This is a genomic window from Rhodoferax sp. GW821-FHT07F03, from assembly GCF_059418745.1.
The window spans coordinates 1-20,233 of record NZ_JBWKQM010000023.1 but is presented as its reverse complement, the minus strand read 5'-3'; the positions used below and the strand labels follow the sequence as shown (position 1 = coordinate 20,233).

18 protein-coding genes and 1 pseudogene are annotated in these 20,233 nt (G+C 62.3%); 13 read left to right on the top strand and 6 right to left on the bottom strand.

Going from position 1 to position 20,233, the window contains the following annotated elements:
- Nucleotides 1–2: 2 nt before the first annotated feature.
- Entirely contained in the window at nucleotides 3–1,598 is a 1,596-nt protein-coding gene (locus AC07R0_RS25165) for an acyl-CoA ligase (AMP-forming), exosortase A system-associated (RefSeq protein ID WP_495106942.1), read from the bottom strand.
- 134 nt (nucleotides 1,599–1,732) lie between these two features.
- Here AC07R0_RS25165 and AC07R0_RS25160 point away from each other — a divergent pair, with 134 nt between their 5' ends.
- From AC07R0_RS25160 to AC07R0_RS25130, 7 genes are read left to right on the top strand one after another with little or no spacing between them, the layout of a single operon-like run.
- Nucleotides 1,733–1,984, top strand: a complete 252-nt coding sequence (locus AC07R0_RS25160) for an acyl carrier protein (protein WP_495098839.1) — start codon at nucleotides 1,733–1,735, stop codon at nucleotides 1,982–1,984.
- Nucleotides 1,985–1,999: 15 nt separating this feature from the next.
- Nucleotides 2,000–2,809 (top strand): hydrolase 2, exosortase A system-associated, encoded by an 810-nt coding sequence (locus tag AC07R0_RS25155; protein WP_495106941.1) that lies wholly within the window; start codon nucleotides 2,000–2,002, stop codon nucleotides 2,807–2,809.
- Nucleotides 2,806–3,693, top strand: coding sequence for a hydrolase 1, exosortase A system-associated (locus AC07R0_RS25150; protein ID WP_495106940.1), 888 nt, complete (start codon nucleotides 2,806–2,808; stop codon nucleotides 3,691–3,693). Before AC07R0_RS25155 ends, AC07R0_RS25150 begins: the two co-directional genes overlap by 4 nt.
- Nucleotides 3,690–4,412, top strand: coding sequence for an ABC transporter permease (locus AC07R0_RS25145; RefSeq protein ID WP_495106939.1), 723 nt, complete (start codon nucleotides 3,690–3,692; stop codon nucleotides 4,410–4,412). The genes AC07R0_RS25150 and AC07R0_RS25145 overlap by 4 nt, the downstream gene beginning before the upstream one ends.
- A gap of 12 nt (nucleotides 4,413–4,424) precedes the next feature.
- The gene (locus AC07R0_RS25140) at nucleotides 4,425–5,627 is read left to right on the top strand and encodes a DegT/DnrJ/EryC1/StrS family aminotransferase (protein WP_495106938.1); all 1,203 of its coding nucleotides are present in this window, start codon (nucleotides 4,425–4,427) and stop codon (nucleotides 5,625–5,627) included.
- Between the two features lie 31 nt (nucleotides 5,628–5,658).
- Nucleotides 5,659–6,759 carry a GNAT family N-acetyltransferase gene (locus AC07R0_RS25135; RefSeq protein WP_495106937.1) on the top strand — a complete coding sequence of 367 codons (1,101 nt, stop codon included), beginning with the start codon at nucleotides 5,659–5,661 and terminating at the stop codon, nucleotides 6,757–6,759.
- 7 nt (nucleotides 6,760–6,766) lie between these two features.
- Nucleotides 6,767–7,735 carry a glycosyltransferase family 2 protein gene (locus tag AC07R0_RS25130; RefSeq protein WP_495106936.1) on the top strand — a complete coding sequence of 323 codons (969 nt, stop codon included), beginning with the start codon at nucleotides 6,767–6,769 and terminating at the stop codon, nucleotides 7,733–7,735.
- Here AC07R0_RS25130 and AC07R0_RS25125 read toward each other — a convergent pair.
- Together AC07R0_RS25125 and aroC are read right to left on the bottom strand one after the other, a co-directional pair.
- Complete coding sequence (locus AC07R0_RS25125; RefSeq protein WP_495106935.1) at nucleotides 7,700–8,911, bottom strand: MFS transporter; 1,212 nt, start codon at nucleotides 8,909–8,911, stop codon at nucleotides 7,700–7,702. The two genes, AC07R0_RS25130 and AC07R0_RS25125, sit on opposite strands and share 36 nt — an antisense overlap.
- A complete protein-coding gene (aroC, locus tag AC07R0_RS25120) occupies nucleotides 8,911–10,008 on the bottom strand; it encodes a chorismate synthase (RefSeq protein ID WP_495106934.1) in 1,098 nt (365 codons plus the stop codon). Before aroC ends, AC07R0_RS25125 begins: the two co-directional genes overlap by 1 nt.
- Before the next feature lie 98 nt (nucleotides 10,009–10,106).
- Between aroC and AC07R0_RS25115 the strand changes: the two genes are divergently transcribed.
- Nucleotides 10,107–10,529 (top strand): cupin domain-containing protein, encoded by a 423-nt coding sequence (locus tag AC07R0_RS25115; RefSeq protein ID WP_495106933.1) that lies wholly within the window; start codon nucleotides 10,107–10,109, stop codon nucleotides 10,527–10,529.
- Here AC07R0_RS25115 and AC07R0_RS25110 read toward each other — a convergent pair.
- On the bottom strand, nucleotides 10,526–11,182 hold the full coding sequence (locus AC07R0_RS25110; RefSeq protein WP_495098829.1) for a glutathione S-transferase: 657 nt from the start codon (nucleotides 11,180–11,182) through the stop codon (nucleotides 10,526–10,528). The two genes, AC07R0_RS25115 and AC07R0_RS25110, sit on opposite strands and share 4 nt — an antisense overlap.
- A gap of 147 nt (nucleotides 11,183–11,329) precedes the next feature.
- Between AC07R0_RS25110 and AC07R0_RS25105 the strand changes: the two genes are divergently transcribed.
- Nucleotides 11,330–12,550 carry a polyhydroxyalkanoate depolymerase gene (locus AC07R0_RS25105; RefSeq protein ID WP_495106932.1) on the top strand — a complete coding sequence of 407 codons (1,221 nt, stop codon included), beginning with the start codon at nucleotides 11,330–11,332 and terminating at the stop codon, nucleotides 12,548–12,550.
- A gap of 47 nt (nucleotides 12,551–12,597) precedes the next feature.
- Here the strand turns inward: AC07R0_RS25105 and AC07R0_RS25100 are convergent, their stop codons facing one another.
- Nucleotides 12,598–13,059 (bottom strand): CBS domain-containing protein, encoded by a 462-nt coding sequence (locus tag AC07R0_RS25100; protein WP_495098827.1) that lies wholly within the window; start codon nucleotides 13,057–13,059, stop codon nucleotides 12,598–12,600.
- A 269-nt stretch (nucleotides 13,060–13,328) separates the two neighbouring features.
- On the opposite strand from AC07R0_RS25100, the gene AC07R0_RS25095 reads away from it, so the two are divergent.
- The 3 genes from AC07R0_RS25095 to AC07R0_RS25085 all read left to right on the top strand — a co-directional run bounded on the left by AC07R0_RS25095 (nucleotide 13,329) and on the right by AC07R0_RS25085 (nucleotide 19,378).
- Nucleotides 13,329–13,979, top strand: coding sequence for a phosphatase PAP2 family protein (locus AC07R0_RS25095; protein WP_495106931.1), 651 nt, complete (start codon nucleotides 13,329–13,331; stop codon nucleotides 13,977–13,979).
- 63 nt (nucleotides 13,980–14,042) lie between these two features.
- Nucleotides 14,043–19,097, top strand: coding sequence for an alpha-2-macroglobulin family protein (locus tag AC07R0_RS25090; RefSeq protein WP_495106930.1), 5,055 nt, complete (start codon nucleotides 14,043–14,045; stop codon nucleotides 19,095–19,097).
- Nucleotides 19,098–19,189: 92 nt separating this feature from the next.
- Nucleotides 19,190–19,378 carry a DinB family protein gene (locus tag AC07R0_RS25085; protein WP_495106929.1) on the top strand — a complete coding sequence of 63 codons (189 nt, stop codon included), beginning with the start codon at nucleotides 19,190–19,192 and terminating at the stop codon, nucleotides 19,376–19,378.
- Here the strand turns inward: AC07R0_RS25085 and AC07R0_RS25080 are convergent.
- Nucleotides 19,370–19,543 (bottom strand): annotated as a pseudogene (locus AC07R0_RS25080) (IS110 family transposase); the annotation flags it as partial. The gene AC07R0_RS25085 and the pseudogene AC07R0_RS25080 sit on opposite strands and share 9 nt — an antisense overlap.
- 140 nt (nucleotides 19,544–19,683) lie before the next feature.
- On the opposite strand from AC07R0_RS25080, the gene AC07R0_RS25075 reads away from it, so the two are divergent.
- Complete coding sequence (locus AC07R0_RS25075) at nucleotides 19,684–20,091, top strand: DUF2251 domain-containing protein (RefSeq protein WP_495106928.1); 408 nt, start codon at nucleotides 19,684–19,686, stop codon at nucleotides 20,089–20,091.
- The last annotated feature ends 142 nt before the right edge of the window (nucleotides 20,092–20,233 follow it).

Genomic DNA, 20,233 nt, shown 5'->3' with positions numbered 1-20,233 from the left:
GCTTAGAGGTTGGACTGGCGCTCGGCCCAGCCGGTAGACAGTAATTTGCGGTCGATCTTGCCATTCGGGTTGCGCGGCAAGGGACCGGCGACCACCTCGACACCCGACGGCACCATATAGGCCGGCATGCGCGCCTTACAGACGCTCAGCAAGGCAGCGGTGTCCAGCGTGGCGCCGTCAGGCGCGGTAGCAATCACCTGGATCGCCTGGCCCCAGGCCGGATGTTCCACGCCAAAGGCCACACATTCGCCCACCAGCTTGGTGGCGTACAGCACCTCTTCCACCTCGGTCGGGCTGACACGGTAGCCGGACGACTTGATCATCTCGTCGCGCCGGCCGATGAAATAGAGGAAGCCTTCAGCATCCATGCGCACGGTGTCACCCGAGAAAACTGCATATTCAGGCAGCTGCAGGCCGGGCTGGCGGCCCGGCGCGTCAGAGGCCAGTAATTTGTAGCGTTCTGCGGTTTTTTCCGCGTCGTTCCAGTAGCCCATGCCGACCAGCGCGCCGCGGTGCACTAACTCACCGGGTTCATCTGGCGCACATGGGCTGCCGTCTTCACGCAGCACCAGGATTTCGGCATTCGGAATGGCCTTGCCGATGGAGTCGGGGCGGCGGTCCACTTCGGCCGGTGGCAAATAGGTGGAACGGAAGGCCTCGGTCAGGCCGTACATCAGAAACGGCAGGCTTTGCGGGACGCGCTGGCGCAGCAAGTCCAGGGTTTCGCGCGGCATGCGGCCACCGGTGTTGGCAAAGTAGCGCAGCTTGGCACCAATCTCGGCTGGCCACTCCAGCTGGGTCAGCTGGATGTACAACGGGGGCACGGCGGTCAGGCCGGTCACACCTTCGCGGGCCATGGCTTTCAGCACATCGCGCGGCATCAGGTAGTTCAGCAGCACCACACGGGCACCCACGTGGAAAGCCGTGGTCAGCTGGCTGAAGCCCGCGTCAAACGACAAAGGCAAGGCAGCCAACAAGGTGTCAGCGCAGGTATTCTCTAGATAGCTTGCTACACTTTTTGCACCAGCCACCATATTCCGGTGCGACAGCACCACGCCCTTGGGCTTACCGGTACTGCCCGAGGTGTAGAGGATGGCGGCCATGTCGGTGTCGATGACCCGGTGGCCGGCACGGGGTGCAGCAGCCAGAAAATCGGGCCAGGCCGTATGCGACAGTGCCGGGGCCGGTTGCGGCACGGCATCGGTCACCACCACATGCCGCAGATCAGGGCAATCGCCCAGCACACCGGCCAGCAGGGCCAGGCGCTCCGGCGAAGTCACCAGCACCCGTACATTGCAGTCCTGCAATATGAAAGCCACTTGCTCGGGCTTGAGCAAGGGGTTCAGTGGCACGAATACCGCGCCAGCCGCCGGTGCGCCAAAGCTGGCCACCACGGTTTCAAAGCGCTTTTCCAGGTAGATCGCCACCCGCTCGCCCCTGCCTATGTCCAGCGCCATCAAGCCGGCAGCAAATTGGGACACGGCGGTCTGCAGCTCGCCGTAGGCCATGGACACCGCGCCATAGGTCAGCGCTTTATCCAGCGGAGCCCGCTGCGCCGCACAGGCTATGAGTTCATGCAAAAGTGTGGATTCACGCATAGGAATGGGGCTGGAGTCGTGGAAACGGGAGTCGCAAAAGTATCTCACAGCGCTTGGGGCACACGCGGCGGCAATCTGCAATTGGCGCCGCCTAAAATGCGCCCTACTTTTAGCCAAACACAACAGGGGTTCCCATGGATGTCACACAGGAGGTCAAGCAAGTTCTGGACGAGATTCTGAGCCTGAATGGCCGCAGCGCCGCTTTTACCCGCGAAACCCATTTGCTCGGAGCGATTCCCGAACTGGACTCCATGGCCGTGGTGTCCTTGATCACCCGCCTGGAAGAACATTTTGGCTTGACGGTGGACGACGACGACATGGATGGCTCCACCTTTGCCACCGTAGGTAGCTTGGCCGACTTCGTCAGCGAAAAACTCGCGGCCTGAGAGCGGCCCGGCCCGATGGACGCTTTCTTCCTGCCCGGATCATCCGGCCAGCGGTTTTGCATTTTTCACCCGGCCCAGGGCGCAACCACACGGGGCTTGGTGGCCTACGTGCATCCCTTCGCCGAGGAGATGAACAAATCCCGCCGCATGGCGGCTTTGCAGGCGCAAACCCTGGCCGCCGCCGGCTACGCCGTGCTGCAACTGGATTTGCGAGGCTGTGGAGATAGCTCCGACGATTTTGGCGATGCCAGCTGGCAGGACTGGGTGGACGATGTGGTCCTGGCATGCCAATGGCTGCGCCGCCAGAACGATGCACCTTTATGGCTGTGGGGCCTGCGCGCCGGTTGCCTGCTGGCCGCGCAAGCCGCACAGCAACTGGATGGCCCCTGCAACTTTCTGTTCTGGGCGCCCACGCCTGCAGGCAAGCCGCTGCTGCAACAGTTCATGCGCCTGAAAGCCGCTGGCGACATGGCCGACGGTAATGCCAAAGCCGCCATGGAGGCCCTGCGCCAACAACTAGCGTCTGGCTCGGCGGTCGAGATTGCCGGCTATACCGTGTCTGCAGCATTGGCATCGGGTCTGGAACAAGCCACGCTGACGCCACCGCCCACCGTGGGCCGGCTGGAGTGGCTGGACCTGTCCACCAAACCAGACGCCACGCTACCGCCTGCCGCCGCCAGGCCCTTACAGGCCTGGCAGTCCGCCGGCTTTGCAGTTCGCAGCCAGGTCGCCATGGGCCCTGCGTTCTGGCAGACCAGCGAAATCGAAGAGGCGCCGGCCTTGCTCAGCGCCACCCTGGCAGCCCTGTCTGCGCCCGCGCCATGAAGCCATCCGAACATGCATTGCTGATTGCCCGCCCGGACAGCACCCTGGTGGGAGTTCTGAGCCTGCCTGCCCAGCCTGCAGCAACCGCCGTGGTGGTGGTGGTGGGCGGCCCCCAGTACCGCGTAGGCAGTCACCGTCAGTTCGTACTGCTGGCCCGCCGGCTGGCAACCGCAGGGTATGCCGTGCTGCGCTTTGACTACCAGGGCATGGGTGACAGCAGCGGCTCCGCAGTAGATTTTCTAGCCGCCACGCCGGATATCGCAACGGCCATCCAGGCGCTGCAAGACCGTGTGCCACAGGCGAAAAATATCGTTTTGTGGGGTTTATGTGACGCAGCTTCGGCGGCGCTCTTGTATGTGCAACAAACCCAGGACCCCCGGGTGACCGGCCTGTGCCTGCTGAACCCCTGGGTGCGTTCCGAAGCCAGCCTGGCACGGACCCAGGTCAAGCACTATTACCTGCAGCGCCTAATGCAGCCCGCGTTCTGGAGCAAATTGCTCAGCGGCAAGGTCGCCCTGGGTGCCCTGAGCGGTTTGGTGCAAAACTTACGCACAGCCTTTTCTGCCGCGGGTCCGGCACAAACCGCCAAGGCTCCGTTTCAACAACGCATGGCCAGTGCCTGGAAGGATTTCTCAGGCCCCATACTTTTGCTGTTGAGCGGAAACGACTTCACCGCCAAGGAGTTCCTAGAATATGCTGGCACTGATACGGCATGGTCAGGCGCGTTCCAGCACCCCCAGCTGCTGCGCCAGGACTTGCCCGACGCAGACCATACTTTCTCCAATGCAGTGGCGCAAACCCAGGTGGAAAACATGACTCTTGACTGGCTTTCCACACACACAAGCGGTCACAAGCAGACCCCACCGGACAGGAGCATGGCATGATGCAATTGATCAAAAAAACGATGCCATTGGTACTGGCACTGTTATGCACACTGGGCACTGAGGTGGCTTTGGCACAGCAGGCCGGTGGCGAGGATTGCGGCGCGCTCACCAATGCCTTTGGGCCTTACGACTACCGGGTGGAACGGGGTAATAACCTGAGCCTGGTAGAGGGCGCCCACTTCACCCCACCCGTGGAAGCGCTCATCAAAGGCAATGCCGGCTACATTGGCGGCGATCTGGATTACACGCTGCGTGCGTTCCCCAACCACCATCGCGCACTGATGTCCGTCATGCGCTACGGGGAGAAAATGAAAAAGCCGCACCCCTCGGACCTGCGGTATTCGGTGGAGTGCTATCTCGAACGCGCCGTACGCTTCCGCCCGGATGACGGAATCGCACGCATGCTGTATTCCATGTTTCTGGCCAAGGGCAACCGCGTGCCAGAAGCGATAAAACAACTGGACATTGCCGCAAGCAATGCCGAGAACCAGGACAACCCCTTCACCCACTACAACCTGGGCCTGAATTACATGGACCTGAAGGAATATGCCAAAGCCGAAGAACAGGCCCATAAGGCATATGGAATGGGCTTTTTACAACCCGAGTTGAAAGATCGCCTCAAAGCCCTGGGGAAATGGACCGACAAGGCGACGGACAACCCCGATAGCAGCGCCTCAGCACCGGCTGAAGCAGCCAGTGCGGCCGCAACGCAACCCTAGAAGGCGCATTTCTTGTATTCCGCCTCCCAACCTGTAGCAGCCCATCGACCGCCGCTGCCACGCGGTCCGGTGCTGGACTGGTCCAGCTTTCAACGCGTGGACGCGCCTGGCGTTCCCAGCATCGAGAGCCTGGCCCACACCGCATTCACCACCAGTGGGCGGGCGGCCATTTACCAGGCGCTGCTGCAACTCAAGCTGCCTGCTGGCAGCACGGTGCTGGTACCCACCTACCACTGTCCGACCATGGTGGCCCCGGTACTGCTGGCCCAACTGGAAGTCGCGTATTTCGGCCTGCAGCCGAATGGTCTGCCTGACCTCGGCGGCATTCCTGCCGAGCTGGCAAACAAAAGCCGGGCCATGCTGGTGTCCCATTATTTCGGTTTGGCCAACTCCTTGGCCGACGTGCGCAAATGGTGTGACATGCACGGTATCGCGCTGATAGAAGATTGCGCGCATTGCTACTTCGGTGAAGCCGGGGACAGAACCGTAGGCGCCTGGGGCGACTTTTCCACGGCAAGCCTATCGAAATTCTTGCCCGTGCCGGAAGCCGGGCTACTGGCCTCGGCACTGCACCCCATCAAGCCCATGGACTTGGCCAAGCCCAATTTGAAGGCCCAAGTCAAAGGCTGGGTAGACGTCATAGAGCTGGCAACACGCTACCAACGCCTGGCAGGCATACGCCCGGTGCTGGCGTCCTTGTTCAAGTTCAAGAATGCACGTAGCCCCCAGGTGCAGGCGCACACGGAAACAACAGCCCCCGCCCCGGCAGCCAATATGATGCGCGACTGCGATATGGACCGCATTGGCCAGACACCGCTGTGGGCCTCCATGGCACTCAAGTCCATGCTGCCACGGGGTCGCATCATTGCCCGGCGCCAGCGCAACTTCAGCCGCTACATTCCGTATTTTGTGGATACCCCGGGTGCACGCCCGCTGTTTGCCGACCTTCCGGCCGCTGCGGAACGTGCCGCTCCCTATGTATTTCCGCTCTGGGTGGACAAGCCTGAAGCGGTTTACCAGGCACTGCGCCGCATGGAATTGCCGGTATTCCGCTGGGACCGCATCTGGCCGGGTACTCCGACCATTGCAGGCGACGTGGGTCTGTTATGGAGCCACCACGTGCTGCAGTTGCTGTGCCACCAGGATCTGGATGACGCAGATATCGACCGCACAGCGCAGGCCATTCTGCAGCTGCTGCGAAACAGCAGCGTCTGAACGCGTCCGCTTACCCATTACCCCCTATTCCATGCAATCCTCTCCCCTCCAATGGCAAAACCTGCCCGCCAGCGACCTGCAGAAAACCGTCAGCCTGCGCGCCGAGTGGGACCGCCTGAACCAGGAGCGCAGCAACCTGCCCTTCATGACGGCCGATGCCATCCAGCTAGCCATCCAGATATTCGGCGCCGGCAACGAACGGCTGCTGGTCGCCCGGCAGGCCAACAGCCTGGTTGCCATGCTGATCGTGGTGCCAGCGGGACGTTTCCAATGGAGAACCTTTCAGCCATCCCAACTACCGCTGGGTGCCTGGGTGGCATCCAACAGTCTTACGGCTTCGAAGCTGGCGCGCAGCGTGTGCTGCGGCCCGCTGGGCCTGTGCCTGGGCTTTTCGCTGACGCAAGTCGATCCTTTGCTGGCACCACGCGAAGCCGAGCTGTCCGACACTAAACCCATGGACTACATCGATACCGGCTGGATCGATATCGCTGGTAGCTATGAAGACTACTGGGCGGCACGCGGCAAAAACCTGCGGCAGAACATGCGCAAGCAACGCAACAAGCTGGCCGCCGAAGGCGTGGTCACCGCAATGCGCAGCTTCACCGCCCCAGAGGACATGCCAGACGCCATTGCCCGCTATGGTGCATTGGAAAGCGCAGGCTGGAAAGCCGGCAAGGGTACGGCCATCCACCCCGAAAACGACCAAGGGCGCTTCTACATCCAGTTGCTGCAAACCGCAGCACGTCAAGGTGGGGCCGTGGTGTTCGAGTACCTGTTCAACGGGAAAACCGTGGCCTTGAACCTGTGCCTGCAACGCGCAGGCATGCTGGTGATTCTGAAAACCACCTACGACGAAAGCATACAGGCCTACTCCCCGGCATTTTTGCTCAGCCAGGACGTGCTGGAAAAGCTGTTCGCCGAGGGCCAGATCCACCGGCTGGAATACTACGGCCGCATGATGGAATGGCATACCCGCTGGACCGAAAACCAGCGCGGCCTCTACCACCTCACCAGCTACCGCTGGCCCTGGTTGAAGAGCCTGGCTGAACGCCGGCGCCAAATGCAGGCTAGCGCTGCAGTACCGGCGCCTGCCGCAGAGAACCCCGCCAAGGCTACCGCAACGGCAGAGTAGGAGCACCATGATCACGGTCATCATCCCTTACTACCAGCGAGAGGCCGGCATTCTCGCTAAGGCCCTGGCCAGCGTTGCCGCGCAGCAGCCTGCGGGCATGCCCATCCAGGTATTGGTGGTGGACGATGCCTCGCCGACACCTGCAGAACCCGAGGTTGAAGCCATCGGAGCGTTCAGCAGCCAAGTGAGAATCATCAAGCAGCCCAATGGCGGCCCAGGTGCGGCGCGCAACACAGGCATAGACCACGCCCCCGTGGGGACCCGCTACATCGCATTTCTGGATTCGGACGACATCTGGTCCAACGACCATCTGGCACGCGCCACCGCGGCGCTAGGCTCGGGTTACAACTTTTATTTCGCCGACCATTTCCAGCTGGGGGCCACCGTAGGCGCATTTGCCCGCGCCGGCCGCATCCAACCAGACAAGCACCCGCAGCTACCCGATACCTTCCCCGGCTTGCATGCCTACCAGGGCGATTTGCTGGACCAGATCATCCGCGGCAATGTGATCGGCACCTCCACCGTCGTGTACGACCTGCAAAAGTTTCCAGACAAGCGCTTCAAAGTCGAATTTACCAACGCCGGTGAAGACTATCTTTTCTGGATGGACATCGCCCATAGCGGCGCCAAAGTGGCTTTCTCCAGCACCTGCGAGGCGCATTACGGACGCGGAGTGAACATCTTTGCCGGCACCGGTTGGGGGACTGAAAAGCACCTGCTGCGCCTGCACAACGAAATCAAGTACCAAAAGCTGACCTGCCAGCTATTCCCGGTCACGCCGGTCCAGCGCGCCCACATCAACGCCAGCCTGTCCAGGCTGCGCAAAGCCTTTGCCAGTGATCTACTGCACCGGGTGGCGCACCGCAAAAAGATCCCCATGGGACTGCTGTGGCGGCATCTGCAACTGGACCCGTTGAGCTTCTTGCTGATGCCGTTGTCGCTAGCGAGCGGGCTGCTCCAACGCGGCAAGAGTTGAGTGCGACTGGAACTTGAGTGCGCATATCGTCGCTATCAAACTCGTAGCTAGTCCCGCCCAATATACCTGTGCCAAGCCGTATTTTGAGCTGATATATCCCCCCATCAAAGCACCCAGCACGCCAGGGCAACCATAGCCCAGCACGGTGTACAAAGCCTGGCCACGTCCTCGCAGACGGCCCGGAAAATAGTGTGACAGCAGCGCAATGCAGGCGCCATGGTGGGCCGCGAACGTCAGGGCATGCAGGGTCTGGGCCAGCACCAATACCCACAGCACATGGGCGCTGCTGGCCGTCAAAACCATGCGCACGGCCATGGCCAGCGCCGCAAACATCAGCCAGCGCGGCAGGCCAACGCGGGGCAACCACCGACTTTGGGTAAAAAACCAGGCCACCTCGGCCACCACCGACACCGCCCACAGCAAGCCTATGGTGGTCTTGCTATAGCCCAACGCATCCAGGTACAGCGAGAAAAACACATTGATGCCTGTATGCGACAGCACTTGGAAAAAGCAGCTGACGAACATCCAGCGTACCGCCCGCTGGCGCAGGATAGGCCAGATCGGCGGCCGTGGCTGCTGGGTGTGTACGGCCTCCTTGGTGTTTGGCATCCAGGCGCTGCTGGCCAGCAGCACCAGCAGACTCAACCAGGTCACACCCGGAAAACCCTGCATGCCAAACCGATCAAACCACATGCCACACAGCAAGACCGACAGCATGAAACCCAGCGAACCCCACAGGCGCACACGCCCATAGCGCTGGGCGTTGAAGCCACCGTCGCGGCTGACCAGCTCAGCCATGGCGGCTTCGCTCATCGGGGTCATAGAGCTGGTATGGGTGTACAGCAGCAACAACACGGCACCCAGCCAGACCAGGCCCCAGTCCAGCGCCAGCCCCAAAGAAACCACCAGTGCCGCCAAGGCGCAATAGCGCAGCAACGCCACCCGTTCGCCGGTATGGTCGCTCAACGCACCCCAGCCATAAGGTGCAAACAACCGGGTCGCGGCCTGGATGGAGGTCAGCATCGAGATCGTGACCAAACCCAGGCCCTGGCTCTTCAGCCAGAGCGGCAGGTAGGAAGTAAAAAACCCGGCATGCGCAAAATAGCAGGCCGAAAACACGGCAAACGGCGCCAGCTGGCGGCGACCCACCAGCCCTGCGGGTGCCGTGGCGGGCATCAGCCGGCCGACGATGCTATCGGGCCTACCGCCTGCACCACATCTGCATTCTGGGCGCGCTGGCGCAGGGCATGCTCCATCACCACCAAGGCCAGCAAAGCCTCCACGATAGGTGTGGCACGGATACCTACGCAGGGGTCGTGCCGCCCCTTGGTCACCACCTCGGTAGACACCCCTTGCGTGTCGATGGACTCGCGCGGCGTGATGATGGAGCTAGTGGGCTTGATGGCGATAGACACTTCCAGATCCTGTCCGGTGCTGATACCGCCCAGAATGCCGCCTGCGTTATTGCTACGGAAACCCTGTGGCGACAGCGAATCGCCGTGCATGCTGCCACGCTGGGCCACACTGGCAAAACCGGCACCAATTTCCACACCCTTGACGGCATTCAGCCCCATCATGGCGAAGGCGATATCTGCGTCCAGCTTGTCGTACAGCGGTTCGCCCAGACCCACTGGCACGCCCGAGGCCGTAACACGGATGCGTGCGCCGCAGGAGTCGCCGGCCTTGCGCAACGCGTCCATATAGTCTTCCAGAGCCGATACATCGGCCACCGGGGCGAAAAACGGGTTGTTCGGCACATGCTCCCAGCTGTCGAAGGGAATGGCCAAGTCGCCCACCTGGGTCATGCAGCCGCGAAACACCACGCCGTATTTCTCGGCCAGCCATTTTTTGGCGACCGCACCCGCAGCCACCGTAGGTGCCGTCAGGCGGGCCGACGAGCGGCCACCGCCACGCGGATCGCGGATGCCAAACTTGTGCCAGTAGGTGTAATCGGCGTGGCCGGGGCGAAAGCTCTGCGCGATGTTTTGATAGTCCTTGCTGCGCTGGTCGGCATTGCGGATCAGCAGCGCAATCGGCGTGCCGGTGGTCTTGCCTTCATATACGCCGCTGAGGATTTCTACCGCGTCCGGCTCGTTGCGCTGGGTCACGTGTCGGCTGGTGCCGGGGCGCCGGCGGTCCAGATCCGTCTGAATATCGGCCTCGGTCAAGGCCATGCCCGGGGGGCAGCCGTCGATCACGCAGCCAATGGCTGGGCCGTGGGATTCACCAAAATTGGTGACTGCGAATAAGTTTCCAAAGGTATTGCCGCTCATGGCACAGGATTATCCCCGACTACGGAGGTGGGAACAGTTCATGCTTAGTTGGCCGCACACCCGTGCCGGTGTCCGTGCAACTTTTCAAGGAGAGGCCGATGCTGCAACCCACCCCGACCGATTTCTCACATGTCAAACCCGGTGACACCGACTATGTGCAAGGCGGCTTGCGCGATTTCTTTTTGTACCGCGATCTGGGCATTGCCGAGGCCACGCACGGAAAGGTGATTGCGCACCTGGTCAAGGCGAATATGGCTCCAGAAAAGGGCACTGGCTGGCACCGACATGAAGCGGATTTTCAGATCGTCATCATGGTCAAAGGCTGGGCCCGCTTCATGTACGAAGACAAGGAAACCCTGGTGCAGGCCGGCGACTGCGTGCACCAACGCCCCGGCATAAGGCACTACCTGTTCGACTATTCACCGGACATGGAATACCTGGAGATCGTCTCGCCCGCCAACTTCAAGTCGATTGACGTCGAACCGGTATGCGATATACCTGATCCAACGCCCTGGAATTAAAACTCCGCATCCAGCTCGTCGATATCCTCGGGCTCCTCCAGCGCAGCGGCTATCCACTCCTGCATGGCCGGCAAGGCCATGATGCGCTGGCAATAAGCACTGCACACCGGGTCCAGCGCCACGCTGTAGGTTAGAAAACGCGTCACCACCGGCGCGTACATGGCATCCGCCAGCGTGACCTGGGCTCCAAAAAGGTAGGGGCCGCCATAGTTGGCCAAGCACTCTTTCCAGATCTCCACGATACGGTCTATGTCGCTCTGGGCGCGGGACCAAATCTTGAAATCTGCAAAATGGGCTTTCAAATTCATGGGCAGAGCTGTGCGCAGGGACGCAAAGCCCGAGTGCATTTCTCCGCAAATCGCCCGGCAATGCGCCCGGGCCGCAGCATCCGCAGGCAGCAGCCCGGCTTTGGGCTTGATCTCGTTCAGGTATTCGCCAATCGCCAGCGTGTCCCACACCTTGATCTTGTTGTGCACCAGCGACGGCACCAGCATGGAGGAAGACATCAGCAGCATCTCGGCCTTCATGGCCGGATCATCGGGCGAAACCACCTGCTCTTCAAAATCCAGACCCGCGAATTTGGCCATCAACCAACCACGTAAAGCCCAGGCGCCGTAGTTTTTACTGCTGATGGTCAACTCGGCTTTGCGCATGGATGCTCCTTGTGTGGTGGGCTATTTGAGCAAGGGCTGTGCCAGAGAACAGGCTGATTTTTACCAAACGTAACAAGCACATAGACCCCATATGGCCCATAACTTGCCTGCGTAAGTTGGGTCCATCCGCCCCACCGAAAACAAACCATGCTGTACCAGGCCTACCAACTCCAGTCCGATTGGATGTCGCCGCTGCGGCTCATGGCCCAAAGCGCCGCTGCAGCCCTGTGGTTCAACGATACCGAGGGCAGTCCGGTACGCCGTATTGCGGCCGCATGCGACGTCTTTTCACGCATACGGCTGACCCATACCCGCCCCAGCTATGACATCCACACGGTGCAGATGGCCGGGCGCGACGTGGACATCGCCGAAGAAACCGTGCTCAGCCTGCCCTTTGGCAGCCTCTTGCATTTCAAGAAAATCGGTGCCGAGCTGCAGACCCCACAGCCACCCGTGTTGCTGGTGGCGCCGCTGTCCGGCCACTTTGCCACGCTGTTGCGCGAAACCCTGCGCACCCTGCTGCAGGACCACGACGTCTACATCACCGACTGGCACAACGCCCGCGACGTCGCGCTGAGCCACGGGGCATTCACGCTGGACGACTACACCGCGCACATGATCCGGTTCATTGAAACCATAGGTCCGGGCTCCCACGTGATTGCAGTCTGCCAACCCTGCGTGGCCGCCCTGGCCGCTACCGCCGTAATGGCCGAAGACGATAACCCCTGCCAGCCCCGCAGCCTGACCCTGATGGCCGGGCCGGTGGACTGCCGCATCAACCCCACCGGCGTCAACGCCCTGGCCACCAGCAAGCCGATTGAGTGGTTCGAACAAAACCTGATTACCCACGTACCCCTGCCGCACAAGGGCTTTATGCGCCGGGTCTACCCTGGTTTCATACAGCTCAGCGCGTTTTTAAGCATGAATCTGGAGCGCCACAAGCAGCAGTACAAAGACATGTACAAATACCTGCTGGACGGCGAACTGGACAAGGCCGACACCATACGCAAGTTCTACGACGAATACCTGGCGGTGAACGACCTACCAGCCGAGTTCTACCTGGAAACCGTGGAAAAGGTATTCCAGACCTATGACCTGCCACGCGGCGTGCTGACTTTCCAGGGCCGTACCGTAAAGCCAGCGGCCATTCGTCGCACCGCCCTGATGACCGTGGAAGGCGAGCGTGACGACATCTGCTCAGTCGGCCAGACCATGGCCGCACAAGACCTGTGCACCAGCATCCGCCCCAGCAAGCGGGTCCACCACATCCAGACGGGTGTGGGCCACTACGGCGTGTTCAGTGGCAAAAAGTGGAACCAGCAGATCTACCCGCGCGTGCGCGACATGATCTACGCCAACCAGCTCTGAACGCAAAAAAGCCCGGCTAGCCGGGCTTTTGAATGGAGCGACTGAATTTATTTGGCGTCCGTCTCTTCGTCATCGCCTGCGGGCCAATCACGGATATAGGCCTTGAGCATCTTGTTTTCGAAGTTCTGGCTGTCCACCACGGCCTTGGCCACGTCGTAGAAGCTGATGACCCCCATCAGCATCTTCTGGTTCATCACTGGCATGTAGCGGGCATGGCGATCCAACATCATGCGGCGCACTTCGTCCAGCTCGGTTTCGGGCGTGCAGGTCAGGGGGTGATCGTCCATGGCGGTACGCACCAGGGTGCTGCCGATGGAGCCGCCGTTTTTCACCAGTTGCTGAATGACCTCACGGAAGGTCAGCATGCCGACCAAATCGCCATGGGACATCACCACCAGAGAGCCCATATCCTTCTCGGCCATCACGTTCAAGGCAGCAGACAAAAGCTCATCAGGATTGGCCGTGTAGAGCGTATTGCCTTTCACACGCAGGATATCGCTAACTTTCATGGTGTTCTCCTCGTAACTCGGTGGGGTTGGATAGTTGCAATATAGCCCACAATGGCCCAGCAGAATGCATGGAATACGTTTAAACAGCGCGCCCACAGCAGCTATTTTCCAGACACAACACACTGCACCCACCCGCCGCGGGCTCATTGGGGAATCACAGGGTTCGCTACAACTTCTTACACTTTAGTGGCCAGCTGGTGATGCTCCAAGGTCAAGGGCATACAGCACAGAGAAATGCTGCGGCGCAGCACGGCCCGTAAAATCAGCGGATGTCTTATTACCTGGCCAAAGCCCCCTACTGGATCACCCGTTTTGGTGAAATGGGCATCGTGCTGCCCATGGCAGCCGTACTGGCCGTGTGGATGGTGGCGTCCACCCGCTCGCTGCGTCCGGTATTGGGCTGGCTGGTGCCGCTGGGTCTGGTCATTGCAGTCACCACGGCGTCCAAGATCGCCTTCATAGGTTGGGGCCTGGGGATTGCGGCGCTGGACTTCACCGGCTTCTCGGGCCATGCCATGTTCTCCGCCGCCATCTACCCGGTGCTGGCCTATACCCTGACGGCGCACGCGCGCAACGCACGCACAGTACGCCTGGCGGTCATGGGCGGCTACGCACTGGCCCTGCTGGTTGCCTGGAGCCGGGTATACATCCAGGTGCATTCCTGGTCCGAAGTGGTGGCCGGTTTTGTGCTGGGCACCACCGCCAGCGCCTGGACCATCTGGCGCAGCCAGTACACCCACCACGGCATGCCCGGACGCTGGGCGCTGCTGCCCGTGGTCGGCTGGCTCAGCATCATGCCCCTGCAGGCTGCACCGTCACGCTCGCACGATATGGTGACCCGGCTGGCACTGGAACTGGCCGCGCACGACACGCCTTACCGCCGTGCAGACATGCACAAAGCAGAGGAAAAAGCCCCGTAAACACATAACTTTACGCGGCTAAACTGGCCGTCCCTTTTGTCGTCACATGACGGGACTGCCTCCATGAAAATTCGCTCCTGGCGCCTCCTCGCCGCCGTGCTTGCCATCGTTGCCGCAGTGGCCGCAGGCATTGGCTGGTATCTGTCACAGTCGTCCACGCCCAGCCGCGTGGATGTGGGCAGCGCCGAGCCCTTCGCCTGGGTGGACTGCAAGGCACGCCTACTAGACGGCTCCCCTGCCCTGGCGGTCATGTTCACCCAGCCGCTGGCGCGCTCGCAAGACTGGGCCAAGCTGGTCAAGGCCACCGAGGGCGACAAACCCGAAAGCGCCCGCCCGGTGGATGCGCGCTGGGTGCTAGGCGACAACCCGCGTGTGCTCTACCTGCCGTTTGCCACGCCTGACCGCACCTACAACATCGCGCTCAGCGAAGGCCTGACGGCCGCGGCCGGCGGCACCCTGGGCGCGGCGCACAGCTGCAGCGTGAAGAGCGAGGCCATGCCCGAATCCTTCTACTTCGCCAGCAAAGGCATCGTGCTGCCCGCCGGCCAGAACGGCGGCCTGCCAGTGGTCACCATCAACACCCCCGAGGTGGACGTGCAGTTCCTGCATGTCAACGCCGAGTCGCTGCCGGCCTTCCTGGAGCAAGTCGGTGGCCGCCAAGACCGCCGCAACCACACGGACGACGAAGATGAAGGCGACTACGACAACAGCTACCAGGACCCCGGCAGCAAGCTCAAGGGTACGGTAGGCGGCTACCAGTTGGACAAACTGCGAGAGATGTCCAGCAGCGTCTACATGTCGCGCTTCACCACCGATGCACGGCCGAATCGGCGCAACGTCAGCTTCCTGCCGGTCGAGAAGATCAAGGAACTGCAGGAGCCCGGCGTCTACGTGGCGGTGATGAACACGCCCGGCCGCTTTGGCTGGGACTTCCAAGTCACCTACTTCTATGTGACCGATATCGGCCTGCACGTGCGCCGCCATGCCGAGCAAACCGATGTATTCACCACCTCACTCAAAAGCGGCGAAGCCCTGCGCGGCATCGAGCTGACCCTGATCGATGAAAACGGCAAAAACCTGGCCCAGGTCAACACCGACGGTGAAGGCCACGCCGTGCTGGACGGCCGCACCGACAAGGGCCGCGCCATCGTCGCCCGCAAGGGCAAGGAAATGTCGGTCATCGCGCTGCGCGACCCGGCGCTGGACCTGTCGGAATACGACGTAGGCGGCTACCCCTCGCGCAACCAGAAGCTCTTCGTCTACGCTGGGCGCGACCTGTACCGCCCGGGCGAGCAATTCACCGTGTCCGTGCTGGCCCGTGATGCCGACGGCAAACCTCTGCCCGCACCACAGGCCGGCGGTGCCCTGCCCATCACCCTGGTACTGAAGCGGCCCGACGGCGAAAGCGTCTCCACGCAGATCGTGCGCCCCTCCACCAGCGGCACGGCCTACTACCAGCAGGCGCTAAACCTGCCCGCCGACGCGCCCACCGGCCGCTGGCTGCTGGAGGCCCGCGTGGACCCCGGTGCCAAACGGCCCGACGCCGCCTGGAGCTTCCAGGTCGAAGAATTTCTGCCCGAGCGCATGAAGCTGGACCTGAAAGCCCCCGATGCCGTGCTGCAAGACAAGGCCGCGCTGACGGTGCAGGTCGAAGGCAACTACCTCTACGGCGCCCCTGCTGCCGGCAACCGCCTGCTGGCCAGCCTGGCGGTGGAGCGCCTGCGCGTGGCCCTGCCGCAAACCTGGCCCGGCTTCATCTTTGGCGATATCGCCGATGACAGCGCCAAGAAGCGCCAAGACCTGGGCGAGAACGCCCTGGACGACGCCGGCAAGGCCGAGGTCGATGTACCACTGGAGTTGAGCGAGCGCAGCTCGCCCATGCAGGTGCGCGCCAGCTTCAGCCTGCTGGAATCGGGTGGCCGCCCGGTGGTGCGCTCCATCGAACGCGCCTGGTGGCCCGCTGCCGAGCTGGTCGGCATACGCCCCTTGTTCGACCGCGACATCGCGGCCGAAGGCGGCCTGGCCGAGTTTGAACTGGCCCGCGTCAACACCCAGGGCAAGTTCGTACCCGCCAAGGGCCTGCAAATCCGCCTGCTGCGCGAGGAACGCCAGTGGTACTGGCGCTACGACGACAACCGCGGCTGGAACAGCGGCTACCACGAGGAAGAAGAACTCATAGAGGCCCGCAGCATCAACTTGGCCGCCCGTAGCAAGATCGCCCTGCCCGTCAAATACGGCCGCTACCGGCTGGAGATCAACGACCCCACCACCGGCCAGACCGCGCGCTACCGCTTCTACGCCGGCTGGGGCGCACAAGACGCCGACGACATGGGCAACCGCCCAGACCGCGTGGGCCTGAAGCTGGAAGGCGCACCGTTCAAGGCCGGCGACCGCGCCAAGCTGACCATCACCCCGCCGCACGACGGCGAAGCCCTGGTCACCGTGGAAGGCGATCGCGTGCTGTACCAAAAGCGCGTCAGCGTCAGCGCCAGCGGCACCTCCATCGAGATTCCGGTAGACCCAAGCTGGAACCGGCATGACCTGTACATAGGCGTGGTGGCCTTCCGCCCTGGCAGCCAGGGCGACCGCATCACCCCGGCGCGTGCGCTGGGCCTGGTACACCTACCGCTGAACCGCGATGCACGCAAGCTCAAGCTGGCCATCACGGCACCGGCCAAGACCGTGCCCGAGCAGAAAGTGCCCGTGAAGCTCAAGCTGACCGACGCCGCTGGCAAGCCCCTCAAGGCCGGCCAGGCCATGGTCACCCTGTCTGCCGTGGACGTGGGCATTCTCAACATCACCCGCTATGCCACGCCCAACCCGGTGGACTTCTTCTTCGGCAAGCACCGCTATGACGCCGACCTGCTGGACATCTACGGCAAGCTGATCGAGAAGATGGACGGCAACCAGGCCAAGCAACGCTTCGGCGGTGACGCCGGCAAGCGCGACACCCAAAGCATGCCCCGCAAGGTGCGCCTGGTGGACCTGTTCAGCGGCCCTGTGCAGTTGGACGCGAATGGCGAGGCCACCATCCCGCTGGACCTGCCCGACTTCAACGGCACGCTGCGCCTGATGGCCGTGGCCAGCACCCCCGACAGCTACGCCAGCGCCGACGCTGAAATGGTGGTCGCCGCCCCGCTGGTGGCCGAGCTGTCCATGCCCCGCTTCATCGCCCCCGGTGACGTTGCCACCATCGCGCTGGACGTGACCAACCTCTCCGGCAGCCCGCAAGAGGTCAAGGTGCAGATCGAGGCCAGCAGCCCGCTGAAGATCACCGGCGCCCAGTCGCCGGTGAAGCTGGCCGACAAACAGCGCAGCATCCTGCGCTACACGGCCGAGGCCACCGACGCCTACGGCCTGGCGCCCATCAAGCTCACCGTTACCTCTGGCAAGCTGAAGGTGGTGCGCGAAGCCGCGCTGCAGGTGCAGCCCGCCACGCCGCTGGTGCGTGAGCTGCGCCGCGTGCGCGTGGAGCCGGACGGCAGCTACAAGGTCGACCCCGCGCTGGCCGACGCTTTCTGGGCTGGCTCGGCCCGCGTCAGCCTCAGCCTGTCGAACAAGCCGCCCATCGACGTGCGCGCCGCCGTACAAGGGCTGCTGATGTACCCCTACGGCTGCCTAGAGCAAACCACCAGCAGCGCCTACCCGCTGGTCTTCATCGACGAAGCCGGCGCCACCGCCTACGGCATGAAGCCGCTGTCGCGCGAAGAGCGCGCCAAGCGCCTGGACGTGGCCTTTGGCCGCCTCGCCGGCATGCAGCAGCCGCAAGGTGGCTTCGGCCTGTGGGCCGCCAGCAGCCCTTACGAGGCCTGGCTCAGCGCCTACGTCACCGGCTTTCTGCAAGACGCGCACGACGCCGGCTTTGCCGTGCCTGAGACCATGCAGACCCGCGCCCTGAACTCGCTGCTGGAGCAGTTCCAGAAAGCCCCCGGCCTGCAGACCAAGCCGCCCAAGGACATCCACCGCGACGCCCAGGGCCGCGTGGCCGACTACCGCGAGGTGGAAGCCCTGCGCATGGCGCACCAGCGCCTGTCCGAAGCCGCACACGCCGGCTACATCCTGGCGCGCGCACAAAAAGCCCCGCTGGCCACGCTGCGCACCCTGTTTGACGACTACCGCAGCAACGCCCGCTCGCCCCTGGTGCTGGTGCACCTGGGCCTGGCCCTGCAGCTGATGGGCGACGAGACCCGCGCCAAAACCGCCTTCGACGAAGCCCTGAAGCTGGACTACGGCATCAACCCCACCAACAACGGCTACTACTGGGGCGAATGGCTGGGCGACTACGGCTCGCGCGTGCGCGACAAGGCCATGGCCTACGCCCTGCTGCTGCGCCACAAAGTCGCCCACCCGCAGCGTGAAAACCTGCTGCTGGACCTGGCCGCTGACTTCGACAAACGCCAGTACTACTCCACCCAAGAGAAGCTGGCCCTGTTCCTGGCGGCCCGCGCTGCGGGTGGCGCTGGTGACCAGGCCTGGACGGCCAGCCTGCAAACCGGCGCTACCAGCGAGAACCTCAGCAGCAAGACCACCGAGCTGCGCAGCTTCGACGTGGCAGCGCTCAAACGCGGCATCAGCCTGACCAGCAAGAACAGCGAACCCCTGTTCGTCGAAGTCGCCGCCGAGGGCTACCCCGTCAAGCCCCTGCCACCGCAGGACGACCGCATCAGCCTGGAGCGCAGCTGGTGGTCCACCGCCGGCACCAAGCTCGACACCCGCCAGTTCAAGACCGGCGACATGGTGGTGGTGCGTCTGCGCGTGCAGGCCAAGCAGCGCGTCAAGGACGCGATGGTGATAGACCGCATCCCCGCCGGCATGGAGGTAGAAAACCTCAACCTCAGCCAGGGCGTGCAGGCCAGCGAGTTCGCCGTGGAAGGTGTGAACGTGGGCCAGGCGCTGCAAAACGAGCGCATCAAGCACAGCGAATACCGCGACGACCGCTTCGTGGTGGCCGCCGAGCTGGACGGCAGCAAGCTCGACCTGTTCTACCTGCTGCGCGTGGTCACCCCCGGCAAGTTCGTGGTGCCCGCCCCGTTTGCCGAGGACATGTACCGCCCCGACATCCGCGGCGTGGGCAAGCCCGAGGCCGACGTGGTGGTAACGGACCCGCGCGCCAAGTAGCCGGCCATGCTATCAAAGGAGTAGCTGCTAGCGCAGGTAATATCTGCGCTAGCGGCCAATTTGATTGATAACTTTCAGTTCAAAACCCACCCATGCTGAACAACGCCCTCCGCTACAAACAATGGGCCGACCGCCGCACGCTGGACGCCGTGGCCCAGATCGACGCACAGCGCTTCCCATCGTCCATGGCCTTCGCCCGCCAGCAGCTGAACCATATAGTGCGGGTGGAAGAACTGGACCGCAGACTGTCCGCATCCAACGCCTGGCTGCTGTGCGCCTGAGCAGGCTTCCATGCCGATGAGACACGGCGGTAGTTTGGCAATGATCTCCAGCAGCTTACCGCTGGGAGCACTGGGGCGAACCAATGCGGGTTTGCCCGTCTCGTCTACACCATGCACTGCAAACACGTTCTTTGCCAGATCGATTCCTACGGTTACGATGGTCATGATTTCCCCTCTCAAAACAAGTTGATGAAAAGATTCGCCTCTCCATCGTGGCACTTAGTTGCCGTAAACCACAACCCTGACGGAACGTGGCTTGCTTGGGACGGGGAAGTCCCTTTCATTCGTTAGAGCGCACAAAAGCCATGCCCATCCACGTCACCGCAGAGCGCGAGTTTTCGGTCGGAGCCGTCACGACCGTCGAGGGAGCAGCTCCCCATGGACATTTCGTCGCCGTATTCGAGGATGATGAAAGCACGGGGTACTTCTATGCACTGGACTCTTCGGGTGACGGCAACCCGATTCAAAACGCGCTACACATCTACAACGTCGCGAACGTTACGGATCGCAGTAAGCCGTCTGTCGTCAAGATTGGCTGGTCAAATGACTCAAAGAAGATTGTCCTTCTGATCAATGGTTACCCACATGCTGTCTTCGATTTCGAGGCGAAACAGGGCTACTGTCGAACAGGCTTCCCACCGTCAGTCATTTCCGGTGGTTGGTCTGCTCAGGGACATCAATGGAACGAAGCCGCAATTCAGCTCTTCGCCTAGTGTGCCCTAACCCCTCAGTCAAGGGGACGTCTTGCGCCAAGGCGCAAGACGTCCCTTACCTCGAACGTTGAAGCTGTAAAAAAACTCCTGGCACGACGTTTGCGATCCATCCGACCAAGGAGATCGCGACCATGGCCCGCTA

Coding starts and splice junctions, on each gene's coding strand:
- AC07R0_RS25165 (WP_495106942.1), bottom strand. CDS start 1,598: ATGCGTGAATCCACACTTTTGCATGAACTCATAGCCTGTGCGGCGCAG.
- AC07R0_RS25160 (WP_495098839.1), top strand. CDS start 1,733: ATGGATGTCACACAGGAGGTCAAGCAAGTTCTGGACGAGATTCTGAGC.
- AC07R0_RS25155 (WP_495106941.1), top strand. CDS start 2,000: ATGGACGCTTTCTTCCTGCCCGGATCATCCGGCCAGCGGTTTTGCATT.
- AC07R0_RS25150 (WP_495106940.1), top strand. CDS start 2,806: ATGAAGCCATCCGAACATGCATTGCTGATTGCCCGCCCGGACAGCACC.
- AC07R0_RS25145 (WP_495106939.1), top strand. CDS start 3,690: ATGATGCAATTGATCAAAAAAACGATGCCATTGGTACTGGCACTGTTA.
- AC07R0_RS25135 (WP_495106937.1), top strand. CDS start 5,659: ATGCAATCCTCTCCCCTCCAATGGCAAAACCTGCCCGCCAGCGACCTG.
- AC07R0_RS25130 (WP_495106936.1), top strand. CDS start 6,767: ATGATCACGGTCATCATCCCTTACTACCAGCGAGAGGCCGGCATTCTC.
- AC07R0_RS25125 (WP_495106935.1), bottom strand. CDS start 8,911: ATGCCCGCCACGGCACCCGCAGGGCTGGTGGGTCGCCGCCAGCTGGCG.
- aroC (WP_495106934.1), bottom strand. CDS start 10,008: ATGAGCGGCAATACCTTTGGAAACTTATTCGCAGTCACCAATTTTGGT.
- AC07R0_RS25115 (WP_495106933.1), top strand. CDS start 10,107: ATGCTGCAACCCACCCCGACCGATTTCTCACATGTCAAACCCGGTGAC.
- AC07R0_RS25110 (WP_495098829.1), bottom strand. CDS start 11,182: ATGCGCAAAGCCGAGTTGACCATCAGCAGTAAAAACTACGGCGCCTGG.
- AC07R0_RS25105 (WP_495106932.1), top strand. CDS start 11,330: ATGCTGTACCAGGCCTACCAACTCCAGTCCGATTGGATGTCGCCGCTG.
- AC07R0_RS25100 (WP_495098827.1), bottom strand. CDS start 13,059: ATGAAAGTTAGCGATATCCTGCGTGTGAAAGGCAATACGCTCTACACG.
- AC07R0_RS25095 (WP_495106931.1), top strand. CDS start 13,329: ATGTCTTATTACCTGGCCAAAGCCCCCTACTGGATCACCCGTTTTGGT.
- AC07R0_RS25090 (WP_495106930.1), top strand. CDS start 14,043: ATGAAAATTCGCTCCTGGCGCCTCCTCGCCGCCGTGCTTGCCATCGTT.
- AC07R0_RS25085 (WP_495106929.1), top strand. CDS start 19,190: ATGCTGAACAACGCCCTCCGCTACAAACAATGGGCCGACCGCCGCACG.
- AC07R0_RS25075 (WP_495106928.1), top strand. CDS start 19,684: ATGCCCATCCACGTCACCGCAGAGCGCGAGTTTTCGGTCGGAGCCGTC.